Source organism: Curtobacterium sp. MCBA15_004 (assembly GCF_001865055.2).
Taxonomy (GTDB): Bacteria; Actinomycetota; Actinomycetes; order Actinomycetales; family Microbacteriaceae; genus Curtobacterium.
The window spans coordinates 2,734,511-2,750,140 of record NZ_CP126266.1 but is presented as its reverse complement, the minus strand read 5'-3'; the positions used below and the strand labels follow the sequence as shown (position 1 = coordinate 2,750,140).

The following is a 15,630-nucleotide window of genomic DNA, read 5'->3' as shown; positions in this document are numbered from 1 at the left end:
CGTCACCACGGGGTTTCCCGGAGGGTGTCGGCGGGGTGGTCGGAACGGCGGAGCCGTCCCGGGGCCGGGCGCGGCCGGGCGGTGCCGTGCGCCGGCGTCTCCGCTCGCGCGCCCGGCGGTGCCGTGCGCCGGCGTCTCCGCTCGCGCGCCGGGCGGTGCCGTGCGCCGGCGTCTCCGCTCGCGCGCCGGGCGGGGCCGTGCGCCGGCGTCTCCGCTCGCGCGCCCGGCGGTGCCGGGCGCCGGCGTTCCTGCCCGCGCGCCCGGCGGTGTCGGTCAGGGGGTCGGGCTCCCCGTGGCCAGGTCGCCGTAGTCGCCGTCGGCGCACTGCGACTCGCCGTCGATGCTGTAGCCGCCCGCGGAGGACGCGAGGAAGTCGATGCTGCTGACCGGACCGCCGCGCCCGGTCAGCCCGAGGTCAGGGTCGTCGCCACCGCTGCGGTACCGCTTCGTCGTGATCCCCATGCTCTGCCAGAGGGACTCGACCTTGCGGAGGTCCTCCTTCGGGTCGTCGGACCCCGGCCGTTGCTTCACGTACACCCACGTGACGCCGCCCGGGTCGTCGGCGTCGCCGGAGCCGTCCGATCCCGGGCAGAGCCCGAGCCTCGGCCCGCTGAGGACCTCCCAGTCGCCGTCGACGAGGCTCGCGGTCCGGTCGACGACGTCGACGACGGATCGCTTCGCCTCGTCCGGCGAGACGGTGGGCTGCTGGGTCTGGTCGGGCTCCATGGGTTCTCCTCCTGCGCATCCGGTCAACAGGGCCATCGTCAGGACCGTGACCACCGCCCTGGCGAGGTGGTGCGGTCGGACACTCAGTCGGGCGGCATTCCGCACGGGGACCGGTCGGATCATGATCGACTCACCAGGCTTCCTCTTCTTCCGTGGGTCGGCTCACACGGTCTCCCTGTCCGGTGGAGGTCCGTGCGACGTTCTTGAGCGACTCGGTGCCCTTGTCCAGGTACCCCCGGTCGTCCTTCGTGTGGACGCCGTGGTCGAGCACCGGGTTGCCCGATCCGCCGTCGTCGACCTCGAACACGGTGGCGCCGAAGTCCGCGTCGGTCGGGTCCTTCCGGCGGCTGCCTTCCCGACCGAGCCAGGCCCACTGGTCGCCCCGCGGGCCGTCGTCGTCCCACGGGTACGCCTTGCGCGCCTGGCCGGCGTACACGTGGTCGGCGCTCAGGTCGCCGGCGTCTCGCACGCTCCCCGGGATACCGGCGGAGCCGATCGTCGTCAGGGTGTCCACGTGCACGTCCTCGCGGTCGAGGGCGATCGCGGCGGTCGTCGACCCGTACGAGTGGGCGACGACGTTGGTGTGCGGCACGTCCCCCGCCCGGACCGCGTCGAGACCGTGGATGCTGTCGACGAGGTGCGGTGCGCCCTCGGTGGCCGAGCGGTTGCCGAGCACCCCGAGGTCACGGTTCTCGGCGTCCGGGACCGGCGGTGGTGCGTACCCGATCCACGCGAGCACGGCGTTGTCGGTCCGACCCGTGGTCCGGGCCTGCTGCTCGGCGAGGTTCTGGGAGGCGTTCGCCCAACCGACCGTGTCCGCCGAGGTCGTCCCCATCCCGGGTACCGTCCACGTGACGTTCGCAGCGGTGTCGAGGTCACCGATCGAGACCGCCGCGAGCGGGGGCACGTCGGCGGACAGCGTCGTGAGTGACCGCGGCCAGTCGTCCACCGCCCCGCGGAGTGCCTTGTCGATGTTCTGCAGTGCGGCCAGTTCGACCGGATCGTCGCCGGTGCGGGCCGCCGCCAGGCGCTCGCGCAGTACGACGCGGTTGGCGGTGTCCCGGGCCCAGTACGGCACGCCCTCGAGGTTCCCGAGTGCGGCGAGGGCGGTGACCGGCAACGACTCCAGGTCGGAGCGGCGCTCCGGGGAGAAGCCGAAGGCGTTCCAGAGTGCGTTCACCTCGGTCGGGGTCAGCCCGTCGGCCGTGAGGCGCTGCACGGCAGCCGGGACGTCGTCCGACACGGCGACGTCGAGCGTGGCGTTCGACAGCGAGCCGGCGCTCCCTGCTCGCTCGAAGGCCGCGGCCACGCGCTCCGTCCACGCGGCGTCCCCGTCGTTCTCGCGCAGGTACGCCTCCGCACCGGACAGGAGTGTCGTGCTGCCGATCCGGGCCCAGCCGCACGACCCCACGAAGGCGTGCCACGCTCGACGGACGTCGCCGACGGCGGTCGACGCCGCTCGGTCGGAGGCCCTGGTGGTCTGTGCGAACCGTCGGAGGTTCTCCGGGACGGCCGAGCTGCGTCCGCCGCTCGTCCCCGTCCCGGTGCGCTCGCGCTGACGCGCCGTGAAGGAGACCGAGACCTCCGGCGGCATCACCGGTGTCGTCGACGGCCGCGGGTCCGGGAACGTGCTCGGCGGGATGCCGAGCGCGCGGAGCGGATCGGCGGCCGCAGCGTCCTGACGGTGCTGCTCACGCTGGTTCCACGACGCGAGGTCCGCCAGCCGTTCGCGCTCGCGGACGGCCGCGGCCGCGACGGCGCTGACCTGGTCGGACAACGACGCGAGCTGTCGTGCGAGGCGGGCACGGTCCGCCGCCTCGACCTGCACGGCTTCGAGGAAGCGCTGGGAGTAGGCACCCTCGAAGTTCCAGAGCGCGTCCTCCGCCGCGGCCGCCCTCGTCCCGCCCTGACCGCGGAGCCGATCGTCGCCGGCGTCAGCCGCTGCGATCAACCGCTTCGCGGCGCCGTCGTCGAACTCGATGTCGCTCATGTCCCCCCCGGATCGTTCCCCAGGCCGAGCGTACACACGGGCGAGCCGATCTGCCGGTATTCCACATCCAGGACCACCGATGGAGCGCGGAGTGCGATCCGCCGGGTGCTCCCGCGCCGGAGACCGGCACGGCCGGTTCCTCCGGCACGGCCGGTTCCTCCGTCACGCCGCGGAAACAGACGACTGCTACAACCGACGCATGCTGACCGTCACCGGTGCCCGCCGCGTCCTCGTCGACCCCCGCACCGAACGGGAGGGCGACGTGGTCCTCGACGACGGCAGCGGCCTCGCGACGACCCTCGACGCCTCGGGCTGCGTCGTCACCGCCGGCCTCGTGAACGCCCACCACCACCTGCTGCAGACCGCCTTCCGCACCCTGCCCGGGACCCGCGGCGTGCCGATGGCGGACTGGCTCCCGACGATGGCCGGCGCGTACGGCCGGGTGGGGCACGATCCCGAGCTGTACGGACTGGCCGCGTCCGCCGGGGCCGCGGAGGGCCTCCTGTCCGGCGTCACGACGATCGCCGACCACCACCTGAACTGGCCCGCGGACGCGACCACCGACGACACCGTGGCGCTCGCCGCGGCGACGGTCGACGCCGTCCGCGGACTCGGCGGGCGTCTCGTGTTCGTGCGGGGCTCGGCGCGCGACGACCCGGCGCGCGCTGCTGCGTCGGCGGACGCGATCGCCGCGCGGTTGCTGCACGAGGAGGCGGTCGGCGGGGTCGACCCGGACGGCGGCCTGCAGGTGGCCGTGGGCCCGGCCGGCGTGCACTCCGACGGTGAGGCGACCTTCCGGGCGCTCGGCGAGGTCGCCGCCCGGCACGGACTCCGACGGCGGACCCAGGCGAACGAGCAGGTCGACACCGCGATCGCGCTCGAGCGGTACGGGCGGCGGCCGATCGACCTGCTCGAGGAGTGGGGCTGGCTCGCACCCGACGTCACGATCGCGCACCTGTGCGACGTGACCGCCGACGAGGTCGCACGGCTGGCCGCGGCCGGGGTGTCCGCGACGCACGCACCGGGGTGCGACGTGCCCATGGGGTGGGGGATCGCCCCGGTCGCGGCGCTCGCGGCGGCCGGGGTCCCGGTCGGCCTCGGGACGAGCGGCGGCGGCAGCAACGACGCGGGGCACCTGCTCGCGGACGCACGGCTGGCGATGCAGGTGTCGGCGCTCGTCGGGCCGCAGCTCCCCGCGCGGCAGGTGCTCGGCATGACCACCGAGGGGTCCGCGGCAGGGCTCGGGCGGCCGGAGCTCGGGCACCTCGCCGACGGGACGGCGGGGGACCTGTGCGTGTGGGACGTCTCCGGGGTGGCGGACGCGGGGGTCGCCGACCCGGTTGCGGGCCTGCTCTGGGCGTCCCCGGGGCGGCGCCCGCGGCACGTCGTCGTCGGCGGGCGGGTGGTCGTCCGCGACCACCGGCTCGTCACGGGGGACGAGCGCGAGATCGCGGCGCGGCTGTCGGAACGGCTGGCCCGCACGCCCGTGTGAGGGCGCTCCCCGCGGGTTCCTCCCCGGGACGGGCGCTGTGGGAGGTGGGAACGGGCGTCCCTGGTCGGACGGGACGACCGGGGACGCCCGGGACGACCGGGTACGACCGGGTGCGCCCGGGTGCGCCCCGTCAGCCCGCGACGACCGCGTGCCGGTGGATCGGCCCCGCCCCGCCCGCGAGCGCACCGCCCGGGGCTCCCCGGCGCACGGCGACCACCTCCGCCATGACCGCGAGCGCCGTCTCGGCCGGGGTCTCCGCCCCGATGTCGAGCCCGATCGGTGACCGCAGCCGCTCGAGGTCCGGCGTCCCGAGCGCGACCAGCTCCGCAAGCCGCCGCTCGTGCGTCGCCCGCGAGCCCATCGCCCCGACGTAGCCGGCGCCGCGGCGGAGCGCGAGGTCGACCACCCCGGCGTCGAACCGGTCGTCGTGCGACAGCACCACGACGGCGGTCGTCCCGTCGATCGGCAGTCCCGCGAGCACGCGCGTCGGCCACCCCACGATCCGCTCGTCCGCCGCCGGGAAGCGCTCGTCGGTCAGGAACACCGACCGTGGGTCGACGACGGTCACCGCGTAGCCGAGCACCGCCGCCGCGTTCGTCACGGCGACGGCGGTCTCGACCGCGCCGACCACGACGCACCGGGGACGCGCGTCGGCCCGCTCGACGAAGACCCGGCCCCGGCACCTGTCCGGCGCGCTGACGACCGCACCCAGCGAGTCGGGTTCGAGGGAGAGCGCGAGCGACGTCGGCTCGCCCGAGGCCGCCCGCCGCAGGGCGTCGACCGCGGGATCGCCGGGGTCCACGCGGCGGACCAGGACCTCGACCCGGCCGCCGCAGCGGAGCGCCGGCGCCCAGACCGCGTCGGGCCCGACGGCGTCCGGGTCCTCCGCGTCCGGGTCGGCGTCGAAGCCGAACCGCTCGAGCACCGGCACGCCGTCGTCGAGCACCTGCCCGGCCGTGACGAACAGGGACCCCTCGACGCAGCCGCCGGAGATCGTCCCGACGACCCGGCCGCCCGGCAGGACCGCCATCGACGTGCCGACCCCGCTGGGCGCGCTGCCGGACATCGCGACGGCCGTCGCGACGACGACGGGGTCGCCGTGGTCGAGGACGGCCAGGAGGCGCGGTGCCAGTTCGAACATCACGCGCCTCCGGCGTCGGGCGCGTCCGGCGACGCCCGCTGCGCGAGACGCCAGACCCGGTCCCGCGTCATCGGCAGGCGGTACGGCCGGACGCCGAGGGCGTCACGGACGGCGTTCGCGACCGCCGGGGCGACGGGGTTGTAGGGGGCCTCGCTCATCGACTTCGCGCCGAGCGGCCCGAGCGGGTCGTGCGTCGCCGCGAAGAGCACCTCGGTGCGGGGCACGTCGGAGATCTTCGGGACGCGGTACGACCGGAACGCGTCGGTCGTGACCCGGCCCTCGTCGTCGAGCACGACCTCCTCGTACAGGGTCGAGCCGATCGCCTGCGCCGCGCCGCCCTCGACCTGCCCGCGGAGCTGTTCCGGGTTGAGGACCGTCCCGGCGTCGACCGCCTGCACACTGTGCAGGACGCGGACCTCGCCGGTGGGGCGGTGCACCGCGACCCGGGCGCCGTGCACCGTGAAGGCCAGGGACCGCGGGGTGCCGTCGTGGCTGCCGTGCGCGACGAGGGGCCCCTCGGCCAGGAGCTCGGCGTGCCCGACCACCTGGTCGCCCACCCGCACGCCGTCCGGGAGCACGGCGACCGCCGGGCCGAGCGGGCCGACCGCGGCGCGGGGCGTCCGGGCTGCCACGATCGTCAGCGCGCGTGCCGTCATCTGCTCGTGCAGGTCCAGCGCGGCCGCGTACAGCGCCTTGCCCGCGACGACGACGCCGGCCGACCCGAACGCACCGGTGTCGTACCGGGCGGCGTCGGTGTCGGACTGGTGCACGTCGACCCGGTCCGGGGTGGTGCCGAGGGCGGTGGCGACGAGCTGCGTGTGCACGGTCGTCGTGCCGTTGCCGAACTCGGCCGTGCCGACTCCGATCCGGTAGCGGCCGTCCGCGGTCGCCTCGACCGAGGCGTGGGCGTGGTGGCCCCGCGGCGGCATCGTGGCGATCGCGGCGAGGGCGACCCCGGTGCCGAACGCCCAGTCGCCGGTGCCTGCCGGTGCCGTGCCGTCCACTGCCGCGCGGTCGAGCGGCGGCCCGTCCATCGCGGGGACCTCGGGCAGGGGTGCGCGGAGGGCGTCCTCGACCAGGTCGAGGCACTGGTCGAGGCCGTAGCTGCCCTCCCACCGCAGGTCGTCCTCCTCGTCCGGGTCGGTGACGACGAGCGGGTCGCCGGGCACGACCACGTTGCGCCGCCGGAGCTCGAACGGGTCGAGGTCGAGCTCGCGGGCCAGCTCGTCCATCGCCGACTCGATCGCGAACACCACCTGGCCGAGGCCGTACCCGCGGAACGCCCCCGACGGCAGGTTGTTCGTGTAGACCGACTCCGCGTCGACCCGCTTCACCGGGCAGCGGTACACGGCGACGGACTCGCTCACCGAGTGGAACATGACGCCGACGCCGTGGTTGCCGTACGCGCCGGTGTCCATCACCTGGTCCACGTGCATCGCGGTCAGGCGGCCGGAGCGGTCCGCGCCGAGCCGGACCCGCACGCGCATCGGGTGCCGGGTCGGTGCGATCGTGAACTCGTCCCGGCGGCTGAACTCGTACTGCACCGTGCGGCCGGTGCAGAGCACCGCGAGCGTGACGAGGTCCTCGGTGAGCATCTCCTGCTTGCCGCCGAACCCGCCGCCCACCCGCTTCGCGACCACGCGCACCCGTGCCGGGTCGAGACCGAAGACGTGCGCGATCTCGTCCCGCACCAGGAACGGGACCTGCGTGGCGGTCCGCAGCACGAGCCTCCCGTCCCGGTCCAGCGACCCGCGGGTCGCGTGCGTCTCGAGCGCGGCGTGCGAGACGCGACCCGTCGACCACGTGCCGTCGACCGTCGCCGCGGACGCGGCGAGGGCGGCCTCGAGGTCCCCGGTCCCGCCGTGCCGGGCGGCCACGACGTTCCGGTCCGGCTCGGCGATGCGGTGCTCGGCGGTGGTCTTGTCGGCGTGCAGCAGCGGTGCCCCGGGGCGCCGGGCGGCGTCGACGTCGTGCACGCTCGGCAGGACCTCGTACGCGACGCGCAGCAGGGCGCACGCCTGCTCGGCGGTCCGGACGCTGTCGGCGACGACCGCCGCGACCCGCTGCCCGCGGAACCGCAGCACCGTGTCGAACACCCGGGTGTCGTCGGGGTCGTCGAGCCGGGACTCGTGCCGCCCGGTGGAGAACAGCACGCCCGGGTCGTCCCGGTGGGTGAGCACGGCGTGCACGCCGGGCAGGGCCTCGGCGGCGCTCGTGTCGATCGCGGTGATGCGGGCGTGCGGGTGCGGGCTGCCGAGGACCGCGAGGTGCAGGAGCGCCTCGGTGCGTCGGACGTCGAGCGTGTACTCCTCGGTACCCGTCACGATGCGCATCGCCGCGGGGGCCGCGACCGACGTCCCGACGGCGTCCCCGGCGCTGGCGCACGCGGTGTTCCGGACCCCGTCGAGGGCGTCCTCGATCGCGCGGTACCCCGTGCAGCGGCAGATGTTGCCCTTGAGCGCACGGTGGCGGTCGGCGAGCTGGTCGTCGTCGAGCGCCGCGGCCGTGACGACGTACCCGGCCGTGCAGAAGCCGCACTGGAACCCGGGGGCCTCGGCGAAGGCGCGCTGCACGGGGTGCGGGTGCTCCGCCGTGCCGAGGCCCGCCGCCGTCGTCACCGTGGCGTCCGCGAGCCGGTGGGCCGGGGTGATGCAGGCGTGCACGGGGACGCCGTCGAGGAGCACCGTGCAGGCGCCGCAGTCACCCGCGTCGCAGCCCTTCTTCACCGCGGTGACACCGTGTTCGCGCAGGAGCGTGCGGAGGACCTGCCCGGGCTGCGGGGCCACGTCGAGCGTGTGCCCGTCGACCGTCAGCTGCACGACGCCACCCCCTCGGTGCCGCCGGGAGCGGAGGCCCGGGTGTCCGCCGCCGCCTCGTCCCGGAGCTCCTGTGCGGCACGGGTGGCGACGGCGCGGCGCCAGTCCGGCGAACCGTGCGGGTCGTCGTACCAGTCGTCGTGGCCACCGACCGCGGCGTCGACCGCGGCGCTGCTCGGCACGTGGTCCCAACGGAGCACGAGCGGCCGTGGGGTCGCCGCGGTCACGACGAGGACGAACCCGTCCGCCGTCCACCGCGCCGTGACGAGCGCCCCGGAGCGCCCGTGCGGGCTGAGCGCGACCCGTCGGTACCCGGTGCGGGCGACGAGGGCCGCGACCGGCACGTCGAACGCGCGGATCACCTCCTGCGGGGCGAGCGCGACGGTGCGCACACCCGTGACCAGGTCGGCGACGGGGGTGCGTCGCTCCCCGCCGTCGGCCGTCCACACCACGGCGACGGCGTCCAGGGTGGCGAGCAGCGCCGTGATCGCCCCCGCCGGCAGGGCGACCGCGACGTTGCCCCCGACGGTCGCGGCGTTCCAGACCTTGAACGACGCGAGCAGGGCGTTCGCGCACCGGTCGACGAGCGGCCACGCGGTCCAGGCCGGGTCCGGCTCGGCGCGGAGCAGGGACGCGATCGTGCAGGTCGCCGCGATCGTCAGGGTGTGCCCGGACCGTTCGAGGTCGGGCCACCCGAGGGCGGTGAGGTCCACCAGGCCGGTCAGCCCGGGTTGCTCCTCGGAGAAGAGCCAGGTGCCACCGGCGAGCGGGCGGTCACCGGCGGTCAGCCGGAGGTCGGAGCGGTGCGTGGGGGTCCGCACGGCGCGGACGGAGACGAGGTCCAAGGGGTGGTCCGATCGCGAGGGGTCGACGAGGGGCGGGAGCGGGGTCCCGGCCGTCGTCCGTGCGCGATCATCCCGCGGGACCAGGCGGTCGTGGGCACGGCGGTGGTGGTGTTCGCTCGCACGGTCGCCTCCTCGGTGCCGGTCGTGTCGTGGGGTGGGTCCGCCGCGCGGTGTGTCCGCCACGCGGTGTGTCGTCACCGTACGGAACGGGTGTTTCAGCGGTGTGACGGGCCCGCGACGAACGGCGACCGGGCCGGGCGACGAGTGGTGACCTGCCGGAGACCTCCCCGAAACACGGCGGTGCGACGCTTCGGGACATGGAGATCACCGAGTTCGACGCCCTCGACGACGCAGCCGCACGTGCGGTCGTCGCGGCGTGGGCGCCGGTCCCGCGCTGGGTCGGTGCCGTCGTCGCCGGCCGACCGTACGGTGCCGTGTCGGCGCTCGCCGAGGCCGCCGACGCCGCCGCCCGGACCTGGACCGACGACGAGGTCGCCGCGGCCCTCGCCGACCACCCCCGCATCGGCGAGCGCCCGACCGGGACGGACGCCGCAGCCCGGGCCGCCCGCACCGAGCAGGCTGCCTCGGCGGACCGGGACGACGCCACGACCGCGGCGCTCCGGACCGGCAACGCGGCGTACGAGGAACGCTTCGGCCGGGTGTTCCTCGTCCGTGCCGCCGGCCGGACGGCGCCCGAGGTCCTCGCCGAGCTCGACCGGCGGCTCGGGAACGACGACGTCACCGAACGCGCGGAGGTCGCCGACGCCCTCCGGGACATCGCCCTGCTCCGACTCGGGAGGACCGTCGCGTGAGCCACCTCAGCACCCACGTGCTCGACACCACGCACGGCCGTCCCGCCGCGGGCATCGCCGTGACCCTCCGCGACGCCGGGCACGTCGTCGTCGCGGCGGACACCACCGACGCCGACGGCCGGGTCGCCGACCTCGGGCCGGACCGCCTGGCACCGGGGGAGTGGACGCTGTCGTTCGCCACCGGCGCCTACTGGTCGGCCCTCGGCACGGCGGCGTTCCACCCGCGCGTCGACGTCGTCGTCACCGTCCGCGAGGACCCGGCGGACGGGCACCTGCACGTCCCGCTGCTCCTCAGCCCGTTCGCCTACTCCACCTACCGAGGGAGCTGACCCCCATGACCGACACCACCACCAGCACCGTGCCGACCGCCACCGCCCCGGCGGACCCCGACGCGGTGCCGGCCGGCCCCGACGCCGCGTCCGCCGCCGCCACCACGGCGACGACGGTGCACCTCGGCGCCAACCAGTACGGCAAGGCCGAGGTCCGGCTCGTCCGGGTCACCCGCGACACCCCGCGGCACACCATCGAGGACCTGACGGTCACGACCCAGCTCCGCGGCGAGGCCCTCGCCGACTCGTACACCGACGGCGACAACGCGAAGGTCGTCGCCACGGACAGCCAGAAGAACACCGTGTACGCCTTCGCCCGCGAGCACGGCGTGCACAGCCCGGAGGAGTTCCTGCTCCGCCTCGGCCGCCACTTCACCACGGCGTTCGACTGGTACGACGGCGCGACGCTCTCCGCCGAGCAGCACGCCTGGGAACGCATCGTCGTGGACGGTGCCGAGCACGACCACGCGTTCGTCCGCGCCGGTCGGGGGACCCGGACGGCCGTCGTCCAGGTCGACGGCGAGGACGTTCACGTCCTGGCCGGTGTGACGGACCTGACGGTGCTCAAGTCGACCGGCAGCGAGTTCCACGGGTTCCCGCGCGACGGCTACACGACCCTGGCGGAGACCGACGACCGGATCCTCGCGACCTCGGTGACCGCGCGGTGGCGGTACACGCCCGAGGCCGTCGCCGCCGGGATCGACTACGACGCCCGGTACGCGGGCGTGCTCGACGAGATGCTCGCGGTGTTCGCCGACCTGCACTCCCTCGCCCTGCAGCAGACGCTGTTCGCGATGGGCCGCGCCGCGATCGAGGCCTTCCCGGAGATCGCCGAGGTGCGGTTCGCGATGCCGAACAAGCACCACTTCCTCGTCGACCTGGCCCCGTTCGGGCTCGAGAACCCGGGTGAGGTGTTCTTCGCGGCAGACCGCCCCTACGGCCTCATCGCCGGGACGGTCGTCCGCGACGGCGTGGCCGAGGCACCGGCCGCCTGGGCGACGGTCCCCGGCTTCGTGTGAGCCCGGACGCGGACGGCTGACCCCGTGACCGGCGGGCACGTGGCGGGGCTCCTCCTCGCCGCGGGTGCCGGGTCCCGGATGGGGACCCCGAAGGCGCTCGTCCGCTCGGCGGACGGCAGGCCCTGGGTCGAGCGCGCGGTGACGACGCTCGTCGACGGCGGGTGCGACGAGGTGGTCGTCGTGCTCGGCTGCGCCGCCCACGAGGCACGGGTCCTGGTCCCGCGGTGGGCCGTCGTCCGCACCGTGGTCGCGCCGGACTGGAAGACGGGGGTGAGCGCGTCGCTCGCGACCGGCCTCGACGTGCTCTCCGCCGCCCCGGCGTCGCGCGGTGCGGCGACGGCCCTGGTCTCCCTCGTCGACCTCCCGGACCTGCCCCCAGCCGCGGTGGACCGCGTGGTCGGCGACGCCGGAGGTCGTCCCGACGCCGTGCGCCGCGCGGCCTTCGGTGGCCGACCCGGTCACCCGGTGCTCCTCGGTCGCGCGCACTGGTCCGGTCTGCTCGCGGCGCTCCGCGCGTCCGCGGGGTCGGCCGCCGTGGCGGACCGCGGGGCCGGGCCGTACCTGGCCGCCGTCGGAGCCGAGCCGGTCGACTGCGGTGACCTCTGGGACGGACGCGACCACGACCTCCCGTCCTGACCGTCCCGACCCGGCCGGGAGGCGCGGTGCCGGTCCGTCGGACCGCTCGCCGTCCCGTCGGCCGGGGCCGGGAGGCGCGGTGCAGGTCCGTCGGACCGCTCGCCGTCCCGTCGGCCGGGGCCGGGAGGCCCGGTGTCGGTCCGTCGGACCGGTCGCTGTGCCGTCGGCGCGGCCCGGGAGGCGCGGTGCCGGCCGGTCAGGCCGGCAGCCGCCGCGACGGGTCGCCGTCGGTCGCGCGTCGTCGGCCACGCCGCCGTCCGGACCGACGTCGCCGGACCTCCGTCACCACACCCGTGACGACCTGCACCAGGCCGTACGCGATCAGGACCACGGCCGCCGTGGGCAGGAGCCAGCCGCGCTCGCGGTTCACGGCCTGGCTCGCCCACCCCACGCCGGGCACGCTGTACCAGACGACGCCCCGCACCTGCGCGCCGAGGACGGGCGGGTCCGCCTCGGCGTTGGCGTCGCCGCGGACCGTGAACGTCCGGCTGCCGTCCGACGCCGTCGTGACCGCCACCACCCGGTGACTGGTCACGGCGGGGTCGCCCGACACGGGCTGGTAGGTGACGACGTCACCCACCCGGACGTCCGCGAGCGGGGTCGGCCGCACCACGAGCAGCGTTCCCGGCGGCAGGGTCGGCTCCATCGACCGGGTCAGGACCGTGAGCGGGACGGACCCCGTCACCCTCGGCACGACGACCATCGCGACGGCGAGCGCCGCGGTGACCAGGAGGATGCCGACGGACAGTCCGGTCCCGACGGCACGGAGCACCGCCCGCCATCCGGTCCGACGCGGGGACCGACCTCCGGTCGCGCGGCGGATCGGTGGTCGACCGTCCGCCGTCCGGATCCGGAGCGACGTCACGACCCGCACCGGATCCGCGGCCCGTCGTCCCGCTGGAACAACGTGACGGTCCCGCTCGCCACGACGGTGTCGGTCGGCTGTCGGGCGGAGTCGAGGACCCGGACCACCACCGTCTGCGTGCCGCTCGTCGCGACCGGACGCACCTGCTCCGGCGCGATCGTGGTGAAGCCGGAGTAGCCCTGCGCGACGGCGCCCACCACGGTGCCCTGGACGAACGCGCCGTACCAGGTGTCCATCGGGCGGTCGGCAGTGGGCCACGTGACCGTCACGTAGTTGTCGTTGTCGCTCGTGCACCCCATCGCCGGGACCGCCGCCGCCGTCGTCAGGGTGAAGGTGCCCCGGGCCGGTGCGGACCGCCAGGACCCCGTGGTCGTGGTGAGCGTGAGGACGACGTCCGCCCGGCTCGACGCGGGGGCGTCCGGTCGTGGGGTGCTCCGGGTGCACCACACGGCGCTCGACCGGGCGCCGAGCGACGACGACATGCTCGGCAGCGCCGCCCAGGTCCCCGACACCGACCCGGCACCGACGGCGGCGGCGTCCGTGCAGGCCGCCGCCGAGGACACCGGCCACGCGACGACGTCGACGGCCGCGGCGAGGGCGGCCGTCGTCCCGGACGCGGTCGACACGGTGGTGGCGGTGGTGCCCGCGAGGGTGCCGGCGTTCGTCAGCGTCACCGGCCGGGTGGTCGGGGTGGAGCCGGACGACGCGACGCTCATCGCGTCGGTGCCGCTGATGCCGGCGACGAGCGTGCCGACCGTGGTCCGCGAGCTCGTCGCACCGCTCGCGGTCCAGAGCGCCCAGGCGGCGGACGGACCCACGACGACGAGGACCACGCCGAGGACCACCGCGACGACGGTGCGGAGCCGGGCGGTCACGGGGCGACCTGCGTGCCGGTGACGGTCAGCGTGAAGTCGGTGACGGCCCCGGTCACGCTCTGCGGGGCGTCACCCGCCAGGGCGACCTCGACGCAGGCCGTGCTGCTCGCGCCCGGGGACACCGTGAGGAGACCGCTCCCGGTGTCGAATGTGCCGAGGGCACCGCTCGTGCCGCGGAGCCCCGCCCGACACGCACGGGACGACGTGACCGGTGCCAGGGTCACCCGTTGCGCACCGAGCACGACGGCGGCGGTGGTGCCGGCCGACGAGACCCGCGACGCGGTCGTCGCGACCCGGATCGCGAGCGGGACGGTGCCGGTGTTGCGGACCGCGAAGGACCCGACGGTGCTCGATCCCGGGCCGAGCACCGTCGCACCCGTCGCCGACAGCTGCGAGACGGTGAGGGTCGCGGTGCCGGACCGCACGGTCGCACCCGCCGTACCGGCCGAGTCGGTGAGCAGGGCGTACGTCCCGCCGGTCCCGGCCAGCGCCGCGGCGACCCCGGCCACGAGGACCAGGGTCGCGCCCACCGGTCTCCCGTGCCGGGGGCGTGCGCGGTGTCGACCGGTCACGGTCAGACGGTGACGGGTCGCTGCTTCAGGGTGAAGGCGAGCCCGCCGACGTCGAGCGTGCCGCCCTGGCCCGTCGTCGCCGACTCGGGCAGCGCGATCGTGAAGACCACCTGCACGGTCGCCGTGCCGCTCGTCGGCCGGACCTCGAACGTGCCCGGGGAGGTCTCCGAGATCGACGTGCTCGACGACGTCACCGACAGGGTCTTCGTCGTCGCGGCGAGCAGATCGGCGTCCCCGGTGATGCTCTGCGGCGCGTACGTCAGGTCGGCGACGAGGTCGTTCCCGGTCGCGTCGATCGCGAGCGTCTGCGTGAACCGGTAGGTGTTGCCCGGGACCATGAGGACCTGCGCGGGGTCGATCGACGCCGACCGCCCCTTCGTGACGTCGGTCCAGGCGCCGGCGTCGGCGGTGCGCAACGAGAGGGTCCCGGAACTGATCCGCGCGGCCGCCGTCGAGGCGTCCGCGTTCCAGAGGGCGAAGGTGCCGGCACCGCCCAGGAGGAGGGCGACGCCGACCGCGCCGGCGATGGTGCCGGTGACGAGCTTGTGCATGTTCGATCCGTTTCCGCGCAGCGTGCAGCGCTCCAGCCCGCGCACGGGTGTCGGGTCGGGTGCGCGGGGACTCGTGCCTTCCGTCGCGCTGTGGGAGGCGGGACGCGGCTGGCCGGTGCCAGGCCGTCCGACGGGGCTCCGGAGCGCAGGGACGCTCGGGCGTGTCGGGACGTGCCAGGGCCGAACGTACCGGTCTGTCCCCGGTTCGTCCGGAAGAACATGCACATGCATCCACCCCAGAACGGGGGACAGTCGTTGTCGGTGACATGGCCGACAGCGGTGTACCCCGGCAGCAGGGCGGTGTGGGACGCCGTCGCCGGAGCGCATCGTGGCGTGGTGCACCGCCCGCCTGGTCGAGTCGGCACTCTGGTCGGTGTCCCGGGGTGCGCACGACGACGGCGCGGACGCGGTGTCCCGTGCAGCGCTGACGGTGCGGCTCGTCGACCCAGCGGGCGACCGTCAGTCGGTGCCCGCGGTGTCCACCAGGGTCTTGCGGTACCAGCGGTCGGAGTGCGGGTCGTCGCTGAACGCAGCCACCTGCTCGTAGCCCGCACGCTCGTACATCGCGCACGCCTCGACGAGCTCGGCCCGGGTGTCCAGTCGGATCGTCGTGGTCCCACGGTCCCGGCAGACCCGTTCGACGGCGGCCACGAGCGCGCGACCCGTGCCGTGCCCGCGGTGTCCCGGCAGGGTGAAGACCTTCGTCAGCTCGGCGACGTCGCCGAGGAACCGCGCTCCGGCGCAGCCCACGGCCCGGTCGTCGTCGACCGCCACGAGCAGCACACCGGAGTCGCCGTGGAGGTCGGCCGCTGGTTCCTCGACGAGTGCACGGTCGACCTCGTCCACCGTGGCCGGGCGCCCGTACCACCGCGACGCGACGTCCTCGAGGTAGGCGCGCACGATCGCCACCGCGAGCGGCGACGCCGGGTCGACCGCGCGGATCCGGGGTCCGTCGTGCACG

The 15,630-nt window shown here is 75.6% G+C and carries 15 protein-coding genes; 5 read left to right on the top strand and 10 right to left on the bottom strand.

Going from position 1 to position 15,630, the window contains the following annotated elements; translation table 11 throughout:
- Window positions 1-273: 273 nt before the first annotated feature.
- Window positions 274-726 carry a hypothetical protein gene (locus tag QOL16_RS12980; protein WP_065965116.1) on the bottom strand — a complete coding sequence of 151 codons (453 nt, stop codon included), beginning with the start codon at window positions 724-726 and terminating at the stop codon, window positions 274-276.
- A gap of 130 nt (window positions 727-856) precedes the next feature.
- Window positions 857-2,716 carry an alpha/beta hydrolase gene (locus tag QOL16_RS12975; RefSeq protein ID WP_071282018.1) on the bottom strand — a complete coding sequence of 620 codons (1,860 nt, stop codon included), beginning with the start codon at window positions 2,714-2,716 and terminating at the stop codon, window positions 857-859.
- Window positions 2,717-2,915: 199 nt separating this feature from the next.
- Between QOL16_RS12975 and QOL16_RS12970 the strand changes: the two genes are divergently transcribed.
- Window positions 2,916-4,208: an amidohydrolase family protein gene (locus QOL16_RS12970; RefSeq protein ID WP_071282016.1), complete on the top strand. Its 1,293-nt coding sequence runs from the start codon at window positions 2,916-2,918 to the stop codon at window positions 4,206-4,208.
- 130 nt (window positions 4,209-4,338) lie between these two features.
- Here the strand turns inward: QOL16_RS12970 and QOL16_RS12965 are convergent, their stop codons facing one another.
- From QOL16_RS12965 to QOL16_RS12955, 3 genes are read right to left on the bottom strand one after another with little or no spacing between them, the layout of a single operon-like run.
- Window positions 4,339-5,349, bottom strand: a complete 1,011-nt coding sequence (locus QOL16_RS12965; protein WP_071282014.1) for an XdhC family protein — start codon at window positions 5,347-5,349, stop codon at window positions 4,339-4,341.
- Window positions 5,349-8,168, bottom strand: coding sequence for a molybdopterin cofactor-binding domain-containing protein (locus QOL16_RS12960; protein WP_071282012.1), 2,820 nt, complete (start codon window positions 8,166-8,168; stop codon window positions 5,349-5,351). Before QOL16_RS12960 ends, QOL16_RS12965 begins: the two co-directional genes overlap by 1 nt.
- Window positions 8,159-9,010, bottom strand: a complete 852-nt coding sequence (locus QOL16_RS12955; RefSeq protein ID WP_071282010.1) for a xanthine dehydrogenase family protein subunit M — start codon at window positions 9,008-9,010, stop codon at window positions 8,159-8,161. The genes QOL16_RS12960 and QOL16_RS12955 overlap by 10 nt, the downstream gene beginning before the upstream one ends.
- Window positions 9,011-9,327: 317 nt before the next feature.
- Here QOL16_RS12955 and uraD point away from each other — a divergent pair, with 317 nt between their 5' ends.
- Genes uraD through QOL16_RS12935 form a run of 4 tightly spaced genes read left to right on the top strand, consistent with a single transcriptional unit; the run spans window position 9,328 to window position 11,806 of the window.
- Complete coding sequence (gene uraD / locus QOL16_RS12950; protein ID WP_071282008.1) at window positions 9,328-9,822, top strand: 2-oxo-4-hydroxy-4-carboxy-5-ureidoimidazoline decarboxylase; 495 nt, start codon at window positions 9,328-9,330, stop codon at window positions 9,820-9,822.
- Complete coding sequence (gene uraH, locus QOL16_RS12945) at window positions 9,819-10,151, top strand: hydroxyisourate hydrolase (protein WP_065963483.1); 333 nt, start codon at window positions 9,819-9,821, stop codon at window positions 10,149-10,151. The genes uraD and uraH overlap by 4 nt, the downstream gene beginning before the upstream one ends.
- A 5-nt stretch (window positions 10,152-10,156) precedes the next feature.
- Window positions 10,157-11,170 carry a factor-independent urate hydroxylase gene (gene pucL / locus QOL16_RS12940; protein ID WP_083394852.1) on the top strand — a complete coding sequence of 338 codons (1,014 nt, stop codon included), beginning with the start codon at window positions 10,157-10,159 and terminating at the stop codon, window positions 11,168-11,170.
- A gap of 24 nt (window positions 11,171-11,194) precedes the next feature.
- Window positions 11,195-11,806, top strand: coding sequence for an NTP transferase domain-containing protein (locus tag QOL16_RS12935; RefSeq protein ID WP_254780128.1), 612 nt, complete (start codon window positions 11,195-11,197; stop codon window positions 11,804-11,806).
- Between the two features lie 196 nt (window positions 11,807-12,002).
- On the opposite strand, the gene QOL16_RS12930 is transcribed toward QOL16_RS12935, so the two are convergent.
- From QOL16_RS12930 to QOL16_RS12910, 5 genes are all read right to left on the bottom strand, one after another.
- Window positions 12,003-12,578 carry a signal peptidase I gene (locus QOL16_RS12930; protein ID WP_254780126.1) on the bottom strand — a complete coding sequence of 192 codons (576 nt, stop codon included), beginning with the start codon at window positions 12,576-12,578 and terminating at the stop codon, window positions 12,003-12,005.
- Between the two features lie 89 nt (window positions 12,579-12,667).
- Window positions 12,668-13,546 carry a hypothetical protein gene (locus QOL16_RS12925; protein WP_071282004.1) on the bottom strand — a complete coding sequence of 293 codons (879 nt, stop codon included), beginning with the start codon at window positions 13,544-13,546 and terminating at the stop codon, window positions 12,668-12,670.
- Window positions 13,543-14,076 (bottom strand): hypothetical protein, encoded by a 534-nt coding sequence (locus QOL16_RS12920; RefSeq protein WP_083394026.1) that lies wholly within the window; start codon window positions 14,074-14,076, stop codon window positions 13,543-13,545. Before QOL16_RS12920 ends, QOL16_RS12925 begins: the two co-directional genes overlap by 4 nt.
- 44 nt (window positions 14,077-14,120) lie before the next feature.
- Window positions 14,121-14,669, bottom strand: coding sequence for an alternate-type signal peptide domain-containing protein (locus QOL16_RS12915; RefSeq protein ID WP_071282002.1), 549 nt, complete (start codon window positions 14,667-14,669; stop codon window positions 14,121-14,123).
- Between the two features lie 459 nt (window positions 14,670-15,128).
- The gene (locus tag QOL16_RS12910) at window positions 15,129-15,629 is read right to left on the bottom strand and encodes a GNAT family N-acetyltransferase (RefSeq protein WP_217637599.1); all 501 of its coding nucleotides are present in this window, start codon (window positions 15,627-15,629) and stop codon (window positions 15,129-15,131) included.
- Window position 15,630: the final 1 nt, after the last annotated feature.